At 38.2% G+C, this 19,555-nt stretch carries 15 protein-coding genes and 2 tRNA genes; 11 read left to right on the top strand and 6 right to left on the bottom strand.

Annotation, left to right across the window (positions count from 1 at the left end):
- Positions 1-112: 112 nt before the first annotated feature.
- The 3 genes from N7931_RS12700 to N7931_RS12690 are packed head-to-tail and all read right to left on the bottom strand — an operon-like array spanning position 113 to position 4,532.
- Positions 113-1,189 carry an AI-2E family transporter gene (locus N7931_RS12700; protein ID WP_262794568.1) on the bottom strand — a complete coding sequence of 359 codons (1,077 nt, stop codon included), beginning with the start codon at positions 1,187-1,189 and terminating at the stop codon, positions 113-115.
- A gap of 35 nt (positions 1,190-1,224) precedes the next feature.
- A complete protein-coding gene (uvrB, locus tag N7931_RS12695; protein WP_410369353.1) occupies positions 1,225-3,234 on the bottom strand; it encodes an excinuclease ABC subunit UvrB in 2,010 nt (669 codons plus the stop codon).
- Complete coding sequence (locus tag N7931_RS12690; RefSeq protein ID WP_262794570.1) at positions 3,234-4,532, bottom strand: MATE family efflux transporter; 1,299 nt, start codon at positions 4,530-4,532, stop codon at positions 3,234-3,236. Before N7931_RS12690 ends, uvrB begins: the two co-directional genes overlap by 1 nt.
- A 969-nt stretch (positions 4,533-5,501) precedes the next feature.
- Here N7931_RS12690 and N7931_RS12685 point away from each other — a divergent pair.
- The 11 genes from N7931_RS12685 to gloA all read left to right on the top strand — a co-directional run bounded on the left by N7931_RS12685 (position 5,502) and on the right by gloA (position 15,144).
- A tRNA-Asn gene (locus tag N7931_RS12685) sits at positions 5,502-5,578 on the top strand.
- A 26-nt stretch (positions 5,579-5,604) separates the two neighbouring features.
- Positions 5,605-5,681 (top strand) — tRNA-Asn (locus N7931_RS12680).
- Positions 5,682-5,935: 254 nt separating this feature from the next.
- Entirely contained in the window at positions 5,936-7,858 is a 1,923-nt protein-coding gene (locus N7931_RS12675) for an EAL domain-containing protein (protein ID WP_262794566.1), read from the top strand.
- Between the two features lie 219 nt (positions 7,859-8,077).
- Positions 8,078-8,662: an electron transport complex subunit RsxA gene (gene rsxA, locus N7931_RS12670; protein WP_262794565.1), complete on the top strand. Its 585-nt coding sequence runs from the start codon at positions 8,078-8,080 to the stop codon at positions 8,660-8,662.
- Positions 8,659-9,216, top strand: coding sequence for an electron transport complex subunit RsxB (gene rsxB / locus N7931_RS12665; protein WP_262794563.1), 558 nt, complete (start codon positions 8,659-8,661; stop codon positions 9,214-9,216). The genes rsxA and rsxB overlap by 4 nt, the downstream gene beginning before the upstream one ends.
- Before the next feature lie 26 nt (positions 9,217-9,242).
- A complete protein-coding gene (rsxC, locus tag N7931_RS12660) occupies positions 9,243-11,699 on the top strand; it encodes an electron transport complex subunit RsxC (RefSeq protein WP_262794562.1) in 2,457 nt (818 codons plus the stop codon).
- Positions 11,699-12,751, top strand: coding sequence for an electron transport complex subunit RsxD (gene rsxD, locus N7931_RS12655; RefSeq protein ID WP_262794561.1), 1,053 nt, complete (start codon positions 11,699-11,701; stop codon positions 12,749-12,751). The genes rsxC and rsxD overlap by 1 nt, the downstream gene beginning before the upstream one ends.
- Before the next feature lie 2 nt (positions 12,752-12,753).
- Positions 12,754-13,377, top strand: a complete 624-nt coding sequence (gene rsxG / locus N7931_RS12650) for an electron transport complex subunit RsxG (RefSeq protein WP_262794559.1) — start codon at positions 12,754-12,756, stop codon at positions 13,375-13,377.
- Positions 13,377-14,078, top strand: a complete 702-nt coding sequence (locus N7931_RS12645; protein WP_262794557.1) for an electron transport complex subunit E — start codon at positions 13,377-13,379, stop codon at positions 14,076-14,078. The genes rsxG and N7931_RS12645 overlap by 1 nt, the downstream gene beginning before the upstream one ends.
- Before the next feature lie 18 nt (positions 14,079-14,096).
- Positions 14,097-14,732 carry an endonuclease III gene (gene nth, locus N7931_RS12640; RefSeq protein WP_262794555.1) on the top strand — a complete coding sequence of 212 codons (636 nt, stop codon included), beginning with the start codon at positions 14,097-14,099 and terminating at the stop codon, positions 14,730-14,732.
- 13 nt (positions 14,733-14,745) lie between these two features.
- Positions 14,746-15,144 carry a lactoylglutathione lyase gene (gene gloA / locus N7931_RS12635; protein ID WP_262794553.1) on the top strand — a complete coding sequence of 133 codons (399 nt, stop codon included), beginning with the start codon at positions 14,746-14,748 and terminating at the stop codon, positions 15,142-15,144.
- A 104-nt stretch (positions 15,145-15,248) separates the two neighbouring features.
- On the opposite strand, the gene N7931_RS12630 is transcribed toward gloA, so the two are convergent.
- The 3 genes from N7931_RS12630 to N7931_RS12620 form a co-directional block, all read right to left on the bottom strand.
- Complete coding sequence (locus N7931_RS12630) at positions 15,249-16,373, bottom strand: OmpA family protein (protein WP_262794552.1); 1,125 nt, start codon at positions 16,371-16,373, stop codon at positions 15,249-15,251.
- A gap of 297 nt (positions 16,374-16,670) precedes the next feature.
- Positions 16,671-17,789, bottom strand: coding sequence for an OmpA family protein (locus tag N7931_RS12625; protein WP_262794550.1), 1,119 nt, complete (start codon positions 17,787-17,789; stop codon positions 16,671-16,673).
- Between the two features lie 525 nt (positions 17,790-18,314).
- Entirely contained in the window at positions 18,315-19,298 is a 984-nt protein-coding gene (locus tag N7931_RS12620; protein WP_262794548.1) for an NAD(P)/FAD-dependent oxidoreductase, read from the bottom strand.
- Positions 19,299-19,555: the final 257 nt, after the last annotated feature.

Raw genomic sequence — 19,555 nt, 5'->3', positions numbered from 1 at the left:
TGCGTACGTAATAGCTGGCTATTACTAGCGAATTCAACGTAGTTATCGGGGAAAATAACCACTAGAAAGCAATTTGTTATCCAGAGTTGAGGTTAGTTAATCATCACAAGCTTTATAAAGTATTAGTATCCAACGCATCAATTTGTGAATGTTTAGGCCATGCGTTAATCACAGCTTTCACTAAAGTGGCGAGTGGTATGGCAAAAAATACCCCCCAAAATCCCCAAACACCTCCAAAGAATAAAACGGCAATGATAATAAATACCGGATGTAAATTAACCGCCTGCGAAAATAAAATAGGAACAATCACATTGCCATCGATAGCCTGAATAATCCCATAAACTATCATGACATACCAAAATTCAGGACTTACCCCAAATTGAAATAAAGCAACCACAGCAACCGGTACAGTGACAACCGCCGCGCCAATATAAGGAATTAATACCGAAAAGCCCACAGCTACACCCAGTAATACAGCGTAGCGTAAATCCAGTAATAAAAATGCAATGACAGAAATACTACCAACAATCAAAATTTCAAATACTTTACCTTGAATATAATTACCAATTTGCTGGTTCATCTCTGCCCATACTTTAACCGCTAAACGACGTTTGTTCGGCATAATAAACATCACTTGTCTGAGCAGCGTTTCTTTATCGGCCAGCATAAAAAAGACTAATAGCGGCACTAACACCAGATAAATTAATAAAGTGACAATAGTAACAATTGAATTAAGCGATGCGGTTACTAAGGTTTTACTTGATTCAACCACCTGATTATTAACCGAGGCGGTAATCGCTTTAATTTGCTCTTCCTTAATCACTTGCTGATATTCGGGGATATTTAATAAATAGTTTTGCCCTTGCTGAATAATATTAGGAATTTCACCAGTTAAATTAATCAACTGATGCCAAATTAACGGGGTTAAACCCAATAAAGAAAGTGTACAGATAAAAACAAACAAGATCATAACTGCGCCAACGGCCAAGCTGCGCCTAACCCCTAAACGGACTAAATGAGTAATCGGCCACTCCAATAAATACGCAATCACCAACGCCACAATGACAGGTGCTAATATATCGCCCAACACTATCAGGCCGATAAAAATAAACGCTAAAATCAATGCCAGTGTAATTGCGTCCGGATCAGAAAAACGTTTGTTGTACCAATTAATAATAAAATCCAGCACTGTATGTTTCCTTTGAGAAGAGTTTTAAATTAGAGCTACACTTTTAGCAATGCTTGTTGTAAGTCATGAATATCATCGCGTAATTTAGCCGCTTGCTCAAACTCTAAATTGCGTGCATGTTCAAACATTTTAGCTTCTAACTGTTTAATTTGTTTAGCGATAGCATCTGCATTATCCAATTTATATTGTGCTTTTTTATCCGCAACTTTACGCAGTTTAACTTGCCCGCTTGGCGCTTCGTCTGAATGGCCTAAATCCATAATATCGGTAATTTTTTTATTCAGTGCTTGCGGGGTAATACCGTGTTGCTGGTTAAACGCGACTTGCTTTTCACGGCGACGATCGGTTTCGTCAATCGCTTTACGCATAGATTTAGTAATGGTATCAGCATATAAAATGGCTTTACCATTTAAGTTACGTGCAGCCCGGCCAATGGTTTGAATTAGTGAGCGCTCTGAACGTAAAAAGCCTTCTTTATCCGCGTCAAAAATAGCCACCAATGATACTTCCGGCATATCCAAACCTTCACGCAATAAGTTAATACCAACCAAAATATCAAATTTACCTAATCGTAAGTCCCGAATAATTTCCATTCTTTCAACTGTATCTATATCTGAATGCAAATAACGAACTTTAATATCATGATCATTTAAATAATCGGTTAAATCTTCAGCCATACGTTTGGTTAAAGTGGTCACTAAAACCCGTTCACCGGCTGCAATTCTTAGCCTTGCTTCAGACATCAGGTCATCAACCTGAGTATTAACCGGTCTCACCTCAATTTGAGGATCAACCAAACCGGTCGGTCTAACCACCTGCTCTGCAATATCGCTCCCCGATTTATCCAGCTCATAAGGTCCCGGTGTTGCTGAAACAAAAATGGCCTGTGGCATCAAGCGTTCAAACTCTTCAAATTTAAGTGGCCGGTTATCTAAAGCAGACGGTAATCTGAATCCATATTCCACTAAGTTTTCTTTACGCGCCCTATCGCCTTTATACATGGCTCCGATTTGTGGCACTGTGACATGGGATTCATCAATAATCATAATCCCGTCAGCCGGTAAATAATCGATTAACGTCGGAGGCGGCTCGCCATTGGCACGGCCCGATAAATACCTTGAGTAGTTTTCAATGCCAGAGCAATACCCTAGTTCAAGCATCATTTCTAAATCATATTGCGTACGTTGGGTCAGTCTTTGCTCTTCTACTAATTTATTAGCATCAATTAATTGTTGTTTGCGTTGTCTTAATTCCTGCTTAATTTGCTCTGTTGCGTCCACTATCGTTTCGCGCGGGGTCACATAGTGAGTTTTAGGATAAATAGTCGCTCGAACTAACTGGCGCAACATTTCACCGGTTAAAGGATCAAATTCAGTGATCCGCTCCAGCTCTTCATCAAATAATTCAACCCGAACGGCATAACGTTCAGAATCCGCCGGAAAAATATCGATTACATCACCACGCACCCGATAAGTACCGCGCTGAAAATCAATGTCGTTACGGGTATATTGTAATTCGGCTAACCGGCGCAAAATGGCCCTTTGGTCAATTAAATCACCTTGTCGCAAATGCAATAACATTTGCATATACGACTGCGGATCACCTAGACCATAAATGGCAGAAACTGACGCAACAATAATAACATCACGCCGTTCCATTAGTGCCTTGGTCGCGGATAAACGCATTTGCTCGATATGATCATTAATTGATGCATCTTTTTCAATAAAAGTATCGGTTGCCGGAACATACGCCTCCGGCTGGTAATAATCATAATATGAAACAAAATATTCAACCGCGTTATTAGGGAAAAACTCTTTCATCTCACCATATAACTGAGCCGCTAGCGTTTTATTCGGCGCCATTAAAATAGCTGGTCGATCTAAACTGGCGATAACATTAGCAATTGTAAAAGTTTTACCTGAGCCTGTAACACCAAGTAAAGTTTGATGCGCCAAACCAGCTTCAATCCCCTCAATTAACTGAGCAATGGCTTTAGGTTGGTCACCCGCCGCCTGATAATTTGAATTTAAGTCAAAAGCTTTCATCACACCAAGACCTTGTGCTGAAGTTGTTTAAAATAACGTGAAAAACGCAAATAAGACACACCAGCCATACATAAGTTCGCAATAACACAACCGGCAAATAAACCTAAAATGCCACCGATTAACCCGCCCACATAAGCAAAAGGTACATAAAAAACAAATAACCGTAAAATGCTTAACTGGACTGATACCATTGGCTGGTGCAATGCATTAAAAGATGAGTTAGTTAAAATAACAATCCCCTGCAAACCGTACGCCAAAGGCAAGATCCAGATAAACGCACAAATTAAATCTTGTACTTGAGTCTCTGCTGAAAACGCTTTAGCAATCCAAGGCGCTAACAAAGCTAAAATTAAGTACACAACAAACTGCCATACTAAAACAAAGCGGCTCACAATTTGATACGCCTGCTGGACACGGTTAGTTTGATTTGCCCCAAAATTTTGACTAATAAAAGGCGGCAATGTCATAGATAAAGCCAATACAACAATACTGGCAATAGATTCGATCCGCTGGCCCACACCAAATGCTGCCACCGCTTCGTGACCAAAACGGGCAATAATCGCAGTTAAAATACTCATCGCAATTGGAGTTAACATATTGGCTCCAGCAGCCGGTAACCCAATTTTTAAAATGCTGAAAGTTGATTCTTTTAATCTATGCCAACTGGGTAAAGTTAGCTCAATTAAACCTCGTTTAACCACTAATATATACATTAATACCGAGCTGCTGATCACCCATGAAATCACACTAGCAATTGCCGCGCCTTTAATTCCCATGGCGGAAATAGGCCCCCAGCCAAAAATTAGGATCGGATCTAATATCGCATTGATAAGTCCACCAAATGCCATAATAGAGCTAGGGGTTTTGGTATCGCCCGAAGCGCGTAAAATTGCATTACCTATCATAGGTAAAGCTAAAAAAACCGAGCCTAAATACCATATATGCATATAGTCTTTGATATGCGGTAACGTATTTTCTTCACTGCCCAGTAAAATAAATAAAGGTTCAGTGACCAAATAACCGGCTGCAGCCAGTATAATCACCAAAACAATCGACAGTAATAATGCACTGGTGCCCTGCAAATGAGCTTTATCTTCTGCCCCACTACCCAAAGTTTTGGCAATCACGGCAGAGGTGCCAACACCAAGGCCAATGGTTAAACTAATTAAGGTAAACGTAATTGGAAAGGTAAAACTAACGGCGGCTAATTCATCTGTCCCTAATAACCCAATAAAAAATGTATCAACCAAATTAAACGACATTAATGCAATCATGCCGATTACCATTGGAATAGTCATCCGCTTTAAAGTTGGTTTAATTGGCTGAGTTAATAAATCATTCTTTTTTGGTTCAGACGGCACGGCAAAATCCAATCAATAGAATTACAGAGCGCGTTAGTTTAAGGGATAAGTAAAATAAGTGCCATGTTTTAGCCAAGATAAAAACTGACCAGACAAATAGTTACAACAGCCTTGCGATTCATCTGGCTGCAATATTTTTAATAATAATGTAGCTAAAGCTTTTGTACTGCCAACAAATATTAACCTTTTAGCTACAAATTCAGCTTTACATAAATATTTTTGAAGATATTTTGGCCTGTTTTTTGAAAATTTGAACAGTGATTAAAAAATGATATGCACAATATCAGTTAACGATTTTTATCTTAGTGTTTATTATTCAATCATACTAATCAAAATAAACTTAAACCATTGATATATATTCAAAAATAAAAAAAACACAAAATTTAAACATTTTTTATTGACACAGTAATGACGCGGCTTAGACCCAGATATTCAAACTTATAAACACAGTTATCCACAACTTTGGTGGATAACCAAAGCTAAGCCTTGATTTATCTAGCCTGCCAGCTTATCTGTTTATTTTTGTAACAGATTTACAAAGTATAAAAATGACTACTGGATATTTTATTCTTCAAAAATAAAATGAATATTGCACCAAAATAACCATTTTTCTGATTCATTATTGGGCTTCATTTTTCTTATCTGCCAGACAACAGTAAGTTAACTATAAACGGTTAACTAAAACGAGAGCTGCGAATAAAACCCTCCAGCCTAAAATAAAACGCAAAGATAAAACACAGTCAGGAAAATTAGCTAAAAACGACCCAACTAGGCTATTTTTGCTCAAAAATAAATCTACCAAGCTGATATTTTAAACAAACAGTAATTTTTTAATAAATTTGATAAAAACTTTGTTGACAGCAGCTAAGAGTATCATTAAGATGCGCCCCCGTTGACCGAGACAATTCCCCCTTAGCTCAGTTGGTTAGAGCGACGGACTGTTAATCCGCAGGTCCCCCGTTCGAGTCGGGGAGGGGGAGCCACTCGTCAAGGTTATCATTTAAGTTATTCCCCCTTAGCTCAGTTGGTTAGAGCGACGGACTGTTAATCCGCAGGTCCCCCGTTCGAGTCGGGGAGGGGGAGCCAACTTAATATCTGGCTCCACTTCTTATCTTATTTATTCCCCTTATACTTCATTCGTTTTTAGCTTAATTTATTGTTTATTATAAACTTTCTGATTATTATCTTTTTATTTTCCTGACGTTAAATTTACAGGTTAAATTAAGCTGTATACTCTGCCCTTGTTTCGTCATTGGAATCAACATAGTATTTTGCTATGTTAGCTCAGAATCAGCTAAAGTTTAAAAATAAGCTAGAGCATTATCGGAGTATGGTAGTTAATGAACTTTTTAAGACGGATTTTTGTACAAAACTTGATAATAGGATTAATCACTTGCCTGTTCCTCAATTTTGTAATCTGCCAATATGTCACCCAAACTTACCAACAAAAACAAGCTCAGCATGGTTTATTACTGGCTGAATTATTTGACTCGCATTCAACTCAAAAAACAAAAGATATCATTAAGTCACTAAAGGCAACTTATCAATACACAGAATTTAAAGTTGAGTGGCAAAGTGGCGCTGTTTTACACCAATTTTCTGCACCTGAGGGTGAATTTAATTTTACTCAAACATTATCCCGCCTGTTTGGTTTTCAATATAAACCAGCTCTAATTCAAAGTAATAACCAGTTATTTAGTATCAGTTATCAACTGACGGCGATTGAAGATTTTAAACAAGCTAATGCCCTACTCTTATACACTTGGCTTTGTATGTTAGCCGCTGTCTGCCTGTTTAGTATTGCCGCTTTAATTAACTTTAAAAAAGCACTCAATAAAATCACATCAATATTAGCGCAGCAATTTAATGGTGAAGAGGCTAACTTAACTGAATCGGCTCAAGTTGCTTTACCACAAGAATGTGTTCGTTTGTACGAGACATTGCAATCTCAGCATCAGTCCCTTAATCAGCAAATTGAAGAATGGAAATTATCGACCCAAAACTTACAACAAGAAGCCAAAATCGATGAATTAACAGGTTTAGCCAACCGTAAAGCATTTTTAGAATCCTTTAAAACCCTTTTATCTGATCCTACGGCTGAGCATTCTGGCTATTTAGCAATTATCCGAGCCAGCGAATTACAAACAGTTAATCAGACCCGTGGGTTTCATATTGGTGACGATTACCTCAATGCATTAGCGCAAACATTAACTAAAATCGCCCAATCTCTGCCAAATAATCCGATTTTATACCGCATTAAAGGGGCTGATTTTGCTTTGCTCCTGCCCAAGTTAGAAGCAGATCAAATCAATACGATTGCGTCTGAGTTAACGGCTAAATTTAATGAACTGCAAACTAGATTACAAACGACCACGGTCGCTTATACCGGTATGGTTCCTTTTCAGTCAAACGATGCAATTACTGAACTCCTGGCTTTAGCTGATACCGCAATTAGTTTGGCGCAAACCCAGTCAGTCAATGCTTGCTTTATTCAACATGATAAATCTGTATTAGATCATCCGAGTGCTAAATATGGCCGCCAAAATTGGCAGGATGCTATTAACCATATTATCAAGCAACAAAGTCTGGTTTTATATTGTCAGCCAATTCAGCCAACCAATAAAATTTCTAAAGTTTATTCTGAGATTTTAGCTCGTTTTAACACCCCAGATGAACAGCTTTTACCGACTCATTCTTTAGTGGCGATGGCGGATAAATTAGACAAAATCATTAGCTTAGATAAATTAGTTATCGAAAAAACACTTGAAGCTATCCAACAAAAAAATTTAACCGGACAAAGTTTTGCGATTAATTTAAGTGCCAAAACCGTACATGATGAAGCATTTGTGGATTGGCTAGAAAAACGTTTATTACAAGATCCGTCTATCACCACCAAATTGATATTTGAAATAACCGAATTTGGTTTTAGTCAAAATGCCTCAGCTTCCAAAAAATTTGTCAAAATGCTGCATAAATGTGGCGCAAAAATTACTATAGAACGTTTTGGCACAGGCTTTAGTTCACTGACTTTTTTCCGGGAAGTTAAGCCGGACTTTATCAAATTAGATGGCAGTTATAGCCGTAATATAGACACAGATAAAGACAATCAGTATTTTGTCCGAATTTTGGTTGAGCTTGCGCATAGGATAGGCATTAGTGTGATCGCCGAGAGCGTTGAAAGTGAAGCTGAAAAACAAACATTAGAAAAATTATTTATTGACGGCACGCAAGGATACTTAGTAGGTAAACCAACACCATTTTAATCAATACGATAAAATTTATTTATCCTAAATCAAAAAATTACAGAATAAATGAAATTAATTCTCAAATAAGTTAAAAACCATGCACATCACAAGTTGTTATCTGTGCTCTAAAACCGGATAATAGCGCCGCTAAAATTTTCTTAAAAAGTATGTTTTTCACATCTTGTTTTGCCATACAGGCAAACTTATTTTATTCGGCATACAAATTACAGAACGATTATGACTGATTATTTTTTAATTTTTATTGCAACCGTTTTAGTCAATAACTTTGTTTTAGTTAAGTTTTTAGGCTTATGCCCTTTTATGGGGGTATCCGGCAAAGTTGAAACGGCTATAGGCATGTCTTTGGCGACAACTTTTGTATTAACACTGGCGTCGATTGCTAGTTATTTAATTGACCACTATATCCTGCTGCCATTGGGGATTGAGTTTTTACGTACGCTGGCTTTTATTTTAGTCATTGCGGTTGTGGTTCAGTTTACTGAAATGGTGGTACATAAAACCAGCCCGAGTTTATATCGCCTGTTGGGTATATTTTTACCTTTAATCACCACAAACTGCGCGGTTTTAGGGGTTGCGTTATTAAATATTAATGAAAAACATAATCTGGTTGAATCTGCTGTCTACGGATTTTCTGCTGCGGTTGGCTTTTCACTGGTACTGATATTATTTTCTGCAATGCGCGAAAGATTAGCCGCTGCCGATATTCCCTCACCCTTTAAAGGTTCTGCAATTGCAATGGTCACAGCAGGTTTAATGTCATTAGCGTTTCTTGGATTTACAGGATTGATTAAAACCTCATGATTTTGCTGTATTCACTGCTTGCACTAGGCATTATTGCACTGATTTTTGGTGCTATTTTAGGTTATGCCAATATTCGATTTAAGGTGGAAAGCGATCCACTAGTGGATCAAATTGATGAAATTTTGCCACAAACACAATGTGGTCAATGTGGTTACCCCGGTTGTAAACCTTATGCAGAAGCTATCGCCAATGGTGATGATATTAATAAATGTCCGCCCGGTGGTGATGCAACCATCAAAAAACTGGCAGATTTAACCGGTAAAGAAGTAAAACCTTTGGCCGGAACCGAGGGCGAAGTTGCCGAGCCTGTTAAAAAAGTAGCTTATATACGCGAAGCTGAATGTATTGGCTGTACTAAATGTATTCAGGCTTGTCCGGTTGATGCAATTGTTGGCGCAGCCAAACACATGCATACAGTCATAACCGATGAATGTACCGGTTGTGATTTATGTGTTGAGCCTTGTCCGGTTGACTGTATTGATATGATACCTGTTGCAACTAAACCAGAAAACTGGCGCTGGCAGCTAAATGCCATTCCGGTTAAACAGTTATAACCCCTGAATTATCCGTTGGAGTCTGCGTGGATTCTTTAATAGAAAAAATAAAATCTGGCTATTTATGGGATTTTCCCGGTGGCGTTTTTCCGCCGGAACGAAAAAAATTATCAAACCACAGCCCAATCAAACAACTACCGCTTGCGGATGAATATATTATTCCGGTTAAACAGCATATTGGTCATCCGGCTAATATTGTTGTTCAAATAGGGGATTCAGTTTTAAAAGGACAAGCCCTTACTCAGGTTCAAGGGCCAATGGAGCTGCCTGTACATGCTCCAACCTCTGGTGAGATTATTGCAATAGAACCAAGAATTTCAGCGCATCCATCTGGTTTAGAAGAGCTGGCAATAGTGCTTAAACCGGATAGTTTAGATAACTGGTGTGAAAAGTCCCCTACGCCAAATTATTTTACATTAAGTAAAGTGGAGCTGTTAGATAAGCTCAAACAGGCTGGTATTTCGGGTTTAGGTGGTGCTTCTTTCCCAACTTATGTTAAGCAATCTAACTCACAACCCATTGAGCTGTTAATTATTAACGGTGTGGAGTGTGAGCCCTATATCACAGCTGATGATATGTTGATGCGGGAACATGCTAATGAAATTGTAAGCGGTATTGAGATATTTACCCATCTGCTTCAACCCAAATTAGTAGTGATCGCAATTGAAAATAATAAACCAGAAGCTATCGCGGCAATAGAAGCGGCTTGTAGCGGTAAAACCAAATTTGTAGTGAGAGCCATCCCAACCAAATATCCGGCTGGTGGTGAAAAACAACTAATTCAAGTTATTACAGGGCAAGAAGTGCCCAGCCGAGGCATTACCGCAGATTTAGGCATTATCAGCCAAAATATAGGCACAGCGTACGCTGCGTATAAAGCCATTGTGCAGGGTGAGCCTTTGATTGAAAGAGTTGTGACTGTGACAGGTGAGCAGGTTAATTCTGCCCAAAATGTATGGGCCAGAATTGGCACACCGGTACAATTTTTATTAGATAATCAAGGTTATAAACCGCTTAAAAAACCTAGGGTTATTATGGGCGGCCCAATGATGGGCTTTGCACTACATAGTTTGGCAACCCCAGTTGCTAAAATGACAAACTGTATATTAGCGCCTAGTGATAAAGCCTTACCAGCCCCAGAAAATGAGCAAGCGTGTATTCGCTGCGGTTATTGTGCCGATGCCTGCCCTGCGTCACTGTTACCACAACAGCTCTATTGGCATAGTAAAGCTAAAGAATATGACAAAGCACAGGATTATAAACTCTTTGATTGCATTGAATGTGGCGCATGTGCTTATGTCTGCCCAAGTGAAATACCTTTAGTTCAGTATTATCGAATTGCTAAAGCCGATATAAAAACTGAACAGCTTGAACATGAAAAAGCAGAAAAAGCGAAAGAACGTTTTAATGCTCGCAACGAAAGATTAGAACGTGAAAAACAAGAGCGTTTAGACAAACACCAACAAGCAGCCGAAAGCCGTAAAAAAGCAATGGCTAAAGATCAGGGGGCACAAGACAAAGTAGCTGCAGCACTGGCTAGAGTCCAAGCGAAAAAGCAAGCTAAAGAAACGCCAGAGCAGCAAGAAACAACCAATAAAACAGCACAAAATGTTGCTGATTCAGCCGTTAGTCAAGATACATCAGCTAAGGCAACAGCAGCAGCTGCGATTGCAAGGGCTAAAGCGAAAAAAGCCGCACAAGCAAAAGCAGAACAATTAGCAAAAGACACAGATAAGACTCCAACGACTGAAGATTCGGCACAGGCGAAAGCCAAAGCGATTGCCGAAAAAATTAAAGCAAAACGCCAAGCCGAAGCTCAAGCGGGATCTGATGCACCGGCCGAACCTGACAATGCAGCAGTAAAAACAGAAAGCGATAATAAAGATACGGAACAAGGTTTAACACCGGCTCAAATTAAAGCCAAAGCAATTGCTGAAAAAATTAAAGCAAAACGCCAAGCCGAAACTCAAGCGGGATCTGATGCACCAGCTGAGGCTGACACTGTAGCAGGAAAAACCGAAAGCGATAATAAAGATACGGAACAAGGTTTAACACCGGCTCAAATTAAAGCCAAAGCGATTGCTGACAAAATTAAAGCAAAACGCCAAGCTGAGGCTCAAACTGGATCTGATGTACCGGCCGACCCTGACAATGCAGCAGGAAAAACCGAAAGCGATAATAAGGATACGGAGCAAAGTTTAACACCGGCTCAAATTAAAGCCAAAGCGATTGCTGACAAAATTAAAGCAAAACGCCAAGCTGAGGCTCAAGCAGGATCAAATGAGCAAGCTGAACCGGAAAATCTAGCAAACCAAACCGAAACAGCATCACCCAAAAATGAACCAGAGCCATCTGCCGCAACCGATGTGAAGTCAACAGAAACGGCTGAGAATGAATTAACTGAAGCAGAGATAAGGCAGCAAAGAGTGAAAGCCGCAATTGCTAAAGCAAAAGCTAAAAAACAAGCATTGGGAGATAAATAATGAATTTTAAAGTCTCCAGCTCACCACATAACAGAATAAAACGTAAAACCAGCGATGTAATGCTAGCCGTTATTCTTGCCTGTATTCCGGGGATATTGGCGCAAGTTTGGTATTTTGGTATCGGTGTTTTAGTCCAAATCGCCTTAGCAATTACCGCAGCATTATTAACTGAAATAATTTGTTTACGACAAAGAAACCGCTCTTTTATGCAAATTAAAGATAATTCGGCACTGTTAACTGGTTTGCTTTTAGGAATTTGCTTACCCCCTTTAGCACCTTGGTGGATTGCCGTTATCGGTGCCTGTTTTGCAATTGTAATAGCAAAGCAAATTTATGGTGGTTTAGGGCAAAATTTATTTAATCCGGCTATGGCTGGCTATGTGGTTTTACTGGTTTCGTTCCCACTGGCAATGACACTTTGGCTGCCACCACTTAATCTAATTGAATATAGCCTCTCTGCTTGGGATATGATTTTAGTCATTTTTACCGGTTACAGCGATCAGGGTTATTCACTCGCTCAGTTTAGAACCAGCTTAGATGGCATCACAATGGCAACACCTCTTGATGCCATTAAAACAGGGTTAAGTAATCAACAAACCTATCAGGAAATTTTACAGCAAAATATTTTTAACCATGATTTTGGTATTGGTTGGATGCAGGTTAACTTAGCTTATTTGTTAGGTGGCTTATGGCTACTACAACGCAAAATTATTAACTGGCGTATACCGCTTACTTTTATTGCGAGCTTATTTTTACTCAGTGGAATATGTTATTTGGCCTCGCCACAAAGTATTGCAGACCCATTAATGCAAATAACTTCTGGTGCAACTATGTTTGCCGCATTTTTTATTCTTACCGATCCGGTGACAGCTTCAACAACGCCTAAAGGTCGTATTATTTATGCGCTGTTAGTTGCCTCTTTGGTATTTGTTATTCGTAACTGGGGCGGCTACCCAGAAGCTGTCGCTTTTGCAGTGTTATTAGCGAATATGTGTGTGCCATTAATTGACTACTACACTAAACCAAGAACTTATGGGCATGTGAAGGGCTAATTATGTTTAAAATTCATCCAATTAGTAAAGCAAGTGCCATTTTGACAGCCTTTGCAGTCGTCACCACTGGTTTAGTCACTGCGACCCACATTTTAACTAAAGATAAAATTGCAGAAGAAAAAAACAATGCAGTCTTAAAAAATATCAATGAGATCATTCCTAAAGACTTATACAACAATGATATTACTCAAGATTGCCGACTTATGTACGATCAAAACGACCAACCAATCAGAGTATTCAGAGCACGTTTAAACAATACCCCAAGCGCACTGGTCATAGAAAGCATAGCGCCAGATGGTTATAATGGCCGTATTGATTTACTCGTTGGAGTAAATACCCAGCAAAGTATTTTAGGGGTGAGAACCACCAGCCATAACGAAACCCCCGGGCTAGGCGATAAAATAGAATTTAAAAAATCGCGTTGGATAACCTTTTTTAATGGCTTAACTGTGACAGAAGACAATTTGTCGTCTTGGGCTGTCCGTAAAGATGGCGGCCAATTTGATCAATTTACAGGGGCAACCATTACCCCCAGAGCCGTTGTAAAATCAATTAAAAATACGGTGCTTTGGTCTGAACAACAGCAGCAAATTTTCGATTTACCCAGTAATTGTGGAGATCATTAATGAATCAAATTCAGGAAATCAGCTGGCAAGGTTTATGGAAAAATAATCCAGCACTTGTTCAAATGCTGGGATTGTGTCCTTTACTTGCCGTGACCAATACTTTTATTAATGGTTTAGGTTTAGGTATAGCGACTTTATTGGTTTTAATTGGCTCAAATATAAGTGTATCTGTGGTCAGAAACTGGATCCCAAATGAAATCCGCATTCCAGTTTTTGTAATGATTATTGCATCTTTAGTTACCATAGTTCAGCTATTAATGAACGCCTACACGTATGAGCTTTATCAAACTTTAGGTATCTTCATTCCGCTTATTGTGACTAACTGTGCCATTATTGGTCGTGCCGAAGCTTTTGCCTCTAAAAATAGTGTCCCTTTAGCTGCTTGGGATGGTTTTATGATGGGCTCAGGTTTTTTAGTTGTACTTTTAGTATTAGGCGGTATCCGTGAATTATTAGGCAACGGTACTTTATTTTCTGGAGCTGACCTATTATTAGGCGATTTTGCCAGCAACTGGACAGTACATCTATTTGATTTTGAACAACACTTTTTAGTCTCTATTTTGCCGCCGGGAGCTTTTATTATCATGGGTTTACTAATAGCTTTAAAAAATCGTTATGAAAAACGAATTGAAGCTTTAGTTGTCGGCGAAAGCAAAAAGTCTGAAAAAATTGAACGAGCACGAGTTACCACTGAGAGCTAATCCATAGTTACAACTGTTATGAATCAAGCAAAACGAGTAGAAATCTTATCCAGATTAAGAGAACAAAATCCAAATCCAACCACTGAATTGGAGTTTTCAACCCCGTTTGAATTATTAGTTGCAGTGACATTATCAGCACAAGCAACTGATGTGAGTGTTAACAAAGCAACCCGTAAGCTCTACCCTGTTGCTAACACACCCGAAGCCATTTACGCATTAGGCGTAGATGGTTTAAAAGAATATATCAAGACCATTGGCCTTTATAATAGTAAAGCTAACAATGTGATTAAAGCCTGTAAAATATTAATCGACAAACATAATAGCCAAGTGCCAGAAGACAGAGCAGCATTAGAAGCCCTACCCGGTGTCGGCCGAAAAACGGCTAACGTAGTTTTAAATACAGCCTTTGGCTGGCCAACAATAGCGGTAGACACCCATATTTTCAGAGTGAGTAACCGCACAAAATTAGCGGCTGGTAAAGATGTTGTCGCAGTAGAAGAAAAGTTGCTTAAAGTGGTTCCGGCTGAATTTAAAGTGGATGTACATCATTGGTTAATTTTACACGGGCGTTATATTTGTGTAGCCAGAAAGCCAAAATGTGGCGCTTGTATTATCGAAGATTTATGTGAGTTTAAAGATAAAACCGAGATTTAATCAGGAGATAACAATGCGACTTTTACATACTATGTTACGTGTGGGTAACTTAGATAAATCAATCGAGTTTTATACTCAAATAATGGGCATGACACTATTACGTAAACATGATAACCCTGAATATAAATATACTTTGGCTTTTATTGGCTATGGTGAAGAAGAACATAATACGGTTATTGAACTAACTTATAACTGGGGTGTTGAAAAATACGATTTAGGTAACGCATACGGCCATATTGCAATTGAAGTAGATGATATTTATACAACCTGTGAGCAGATTAAAAATGCTGGAGGTTTAATTTCTAGAGAGCCGGGGCCAGTTAAAGGTGGCACTGTGGAAATAGCTTTTGTAAAAGATCCGGATGGTTATTCGATTGAGCTTATCCAAAAGCAGGAAAATATTGGTTTTTAACGCGATTATTTATCGCTAAGTCTAGACTAAATTCAACTAATCAATGAGCATAAAAAACCAGTTGGCATCCAACTGGTTTTTTGTTTTACAGAAATATTTTCCGCTTACTTTTCAACAATCGCTGTAATTTCAGCTGTCACGCGACGGTTCTTCGCACGACCTTCTTTAGTCGCATTGCTTGCAATTGGATTAGCTTCGCCTTTACCAACTGTACTTACACGTGCTGCGTCAATATTTAGTTTGTTAACTAAATAATCACCTACTTTAGCCGCACGCTTTTCAGATAACATCTGGTTATAAGATTCTGTACCTGTTGAGTCAGTGTAACCGACTAACTGAACATTTGTATCTGGGTACTCACGCATGAAATCAGCAACTTGTTTAATTTCATCATTATATTCATCAGGAATATAGCTGCTGTTTAATGGGAAAGATACATATAAATCAATTGATACTTTCTCAGTTAACTGTACACGACAACCTTTATCGTCAATACGTGCACCAGCTGGAGTTGCCGGACACTCATCTAAATAATCGTAAACACCATCAGCATCACGGTCAAAAGGACAACCCTGTGAATTTACGCGAACACCGGCTGGTGTATTAGCACAAACATCCTGAGCATTAGGTACGCCATCATTATCAGAATCTAAAGTATTAACTTGTGGTTTAGTCTCTTCAACTTTAGCTGGCTTAGATTTAACAGAACCAAATTGATATTTAAGACCAATGCTTGGCATGCTATCAATTAAGCTTTCATCCGTGCTATACAGTAAATCCCACATAAAAGTAGCAGATAAGTTAGGTTGAATGAAATATTCATAGCCTGCACCCGCTTTTAAAACAGTTTCAGTTGATTCACCACGGCTGCCCGCATCTAACTCATATTTACCTAAACCCGCTTTAACCAATAAGCTATTTTGACCAACAGGCGCATAACGGTAAATACCGTTTAAAGATAACAAACTAACATCAGCACTTACGTTTGGAGATAAGCCACGAGTATCTGTATCAGCCATGTTGTAATCTAATTCAACAGCCCATTTATCATCGATTTGATAACCAAGACCTAACCAAGGACCAAAACCTGAATCCAAGTTATGTACTTCTGTATCAAATAAAAATAAATTTGCACCGCCAGTTACATAAACTGGTTCCTCAGCCATTGCAGGTGCAGATAACATAGCAGCGGTTAATGCAGCTAATTTAAAAGTTTTGTTCAATTCCATTATGTGTTCCTTAACCATGATTTAAAAGAATACAAGTTAGGTTTATTAGACCAACTTTAAACGACAAATTTATGACTAAACTCCGTAACAATGTCGTATATTTAGCTTAAAATAAGTCCATATCAAGTATACTGAGAAAACAGCTATCAGGATCCTTGAAAACGAGTTATTTATACCAGCTTATACACCTCTGTGAAACTAGAAAGTGTTGAAATAAGTGACTAATTGCTCGTAACAAAATTTAGGTATAAAAAAAGCCAGTCAAGACTGGCTTTTTATTACAACTAACTCATTAAATTATTTTTCAATGATAGCTTGAATATGTGAAGTAACACGACGGTTCTTTTTACGTCCTTCAGCAGTAGAGTTATCTGCGATTGGGCTTGACTCACCTTTACCTTCAGAGCTTACACGTGAAGCTTTAACACCTAACTCTTCAACTAAATATTTAGCGACTTGAGCAGCACGTTTCTCTGATAACATTTGGTTATAGTTAGCAGGGCCTGTTGAGTCAGCGTGACCAACTAAACGAACATTGCTGTCTGGGTATTCACGTAAAAAGTCAGCAACTTTCTTGATATCATCATAATATTGTGCAGGAATCTTCGCACTATCAAAACCAAATGATACGTATAAGTCCATAGTCACTTCTTCAGTAAGAGCTACTTTACAACCTTTAGCATCTGTACGAGCGCCTGCAGGCGTATTTGGACATTCATCTTTATAGTCGTATACACCATCACCATCTTTATCAAATGGACAACCTTGAGAATTAACAGCAACACCCGCTGGAGTGTTAGCACACATGTCTAAGCTGTTTGCTACACCATCACCATCAGAATCTAGTTTATTAGTTTCAACAGGATCTACTGAGCTTGAAGATTTACTAGATTTAACAGAACCAAATTGATATTTAAGACCAATGCTAGGCATGCTATCAATTAATACTTCATCTACACTATATAACAAATCCCACATGAAAGTAGCAGATAAATTAGGTTGGATATAATATTCATAACCGGCACCAGCTTTAACAACAGTTTCAGTCACATCACCACGGCTACCAGCATCTAAATCGTATTTACCTAAACCTGCTTTTAATAATAAGCTGTTTTGACCAACAGGTGCATAACGGTAAACACCATTTAGAGATAATAAACTGACATCCGCGCTTACATTTGGAGATAAACCACGAGTGTCTGTATCTGCCATGTTGTAATCTAGCTCAACTGCCCATTTATCATCGATTTGATAACCTAAGCCTAACCATGGACCAAATCCTGAGTCCAAGTTATGTACTTCTGTATCAAATAAAAATAAGTTTGCACCGCCTGTCACATAAACAGGCTCTTCGGCCATTAGCGGAGCGGATAAAATAGCAGAGGCAAGTGCGGCTAGTTTAAATGACTTTTTCATTATGTATTCCTTAACCAGTTAGAGGGTTTATAATATGAAAGTCAGCGTCCCAATTACGCTAACTTAAAACAACTAATTAAATTCATTCCATCTCTATTATTAAAGATGGTTTAGTCTATTTTTTTCAAAGTGTCTAGTTTTACTCAATAAGTCCTATTAAAAAGATTAAATAGAACCTCGTTGTCCACCTAACACTTATTTTATACAAGATAATAAAAAAAACATCCTGTAATTAACAGCTTGTGAGCCATTCCACAAATATATTGAATAAATGTATTAGGGGAATAACTCATCATGTAACCAAACTTATCTAGTCGACTAAATTATAACTTTTATAATAAGTATAGGTTACTTAATGCATTATTAATGTGCAAGTCGATTTAAGCGTCATTCTAGAACAAATATCATACGCTGCATAGTGGTAAAGTTATAAAATTCAATAAATTGAACGTGACTAAAACAAACATATTTTTTACAACACCACTTAATTTACATCTTATTAACTATTACTGATTAATTTTATTTTTAATGATAGTTTAAAATCGTTTTTGCTAAGTGGCGACCACTTAAATATGCCCCTTCCACTCTTCCAGAAAAACACCAATCTCCACAAAAGCCAACCCTGAGAGTTTTATCCCAATAAAAATTTTGTCCTAGTGTTTTACTAAATATTCGAGCATAAGGATGATAAAAGTTAAAGTGATTAATACACTCGCCAACCCTTTGTGTTGAAAAAATTTGAGATAATTGTAATAGCGCAAGTTTAACAAAGCTTAAATCACCGTTATATTGATACATTTGAGTTGCCCCCTCTGAGAAATGCATCAACCAAGTTTGATTTTTACAGTGACGGTTCGGTTTTACATTTGTTTGTCCCAACCAGTCTATTGCACGTTCTTTAACAAATGACCACTTTAAATCTGTTTTAATTGGTTCATCGAGTTGGACCGCAACTGTATGAGTAGGCTTCACTTCAACTTCCGGTAAATTCAAGCCTGACAACAACTCTGCTTCAAATAGCTTTTGAGCTTGTGGCAAGGGAATAGCCAAGACTAGAGTGTCAAATGGCCCTGCTTGAGAATGGTTAGTTAAATCAACATACCACTTATTCTGTTTAAATCTCACATATTCAACGTGCTGTTGAAGATAAACAGGAATACTTTGCAATAAATGTTTAACTGGTGCTTGAGCATTTTTGAATCCTATATATCGGATCTGGTGATCCGGTGAGGGTCGTGAATTATAATTATCCGTCATCCATGGGGACTCATTCCACTGCTGAATAACCCCATCCTGATGCCATTTATCGATTTGTTTTTGAAAAAGAGCATCCTTGGCAGTGAAATATTGAGCACCTAAATCTATATCGGCCCAATCCAAATGCAGAGTATAAAGACGACCACCGATATGAGTAGATTGATCAAAAACACTAACCTGATGACCAGCCTGAGATAATAATTCTGCACAGGCGGCACCAGCCATTCCAGCACCAATAACTAGAGCATTCATAAATTACCTCTAATTTTCAGATTAGTTTTATAGTTCTAATTTATTGTTACGAACTAATTGCTCAAATAGATCTTTCTCAATCAAAAAAATACAGGTTCAAAAAAGTATATTTATTTTGCTGGTTTTTTTCTACTCATGATAAAAGATTGTTTTAACTATGCTTGGTAGGATAATTCAATTATGAAATAGTTTGTCCTCGGATCAAGCCATGAATTGCGTTGAAATCTTAGGCTAGACCAGAGGATTTTTAACGACTA

Origin of the sequence: Catenovulum sp. 2E275 (assembly GCF_025515275.1) — a bacterium.
In the GTDB taxonomy this organism is placed as follows: Bacteria; Pseudomonadota; Gammaproteobacteria; order Enterobacterales; family Alteromonadaceae; genus Catenovulum.
The sequence above is the reverse complement of the archived record's forward strand: the minus strand, read 5'-3'. Positions and strand labels throughout refer to the sequence as shown.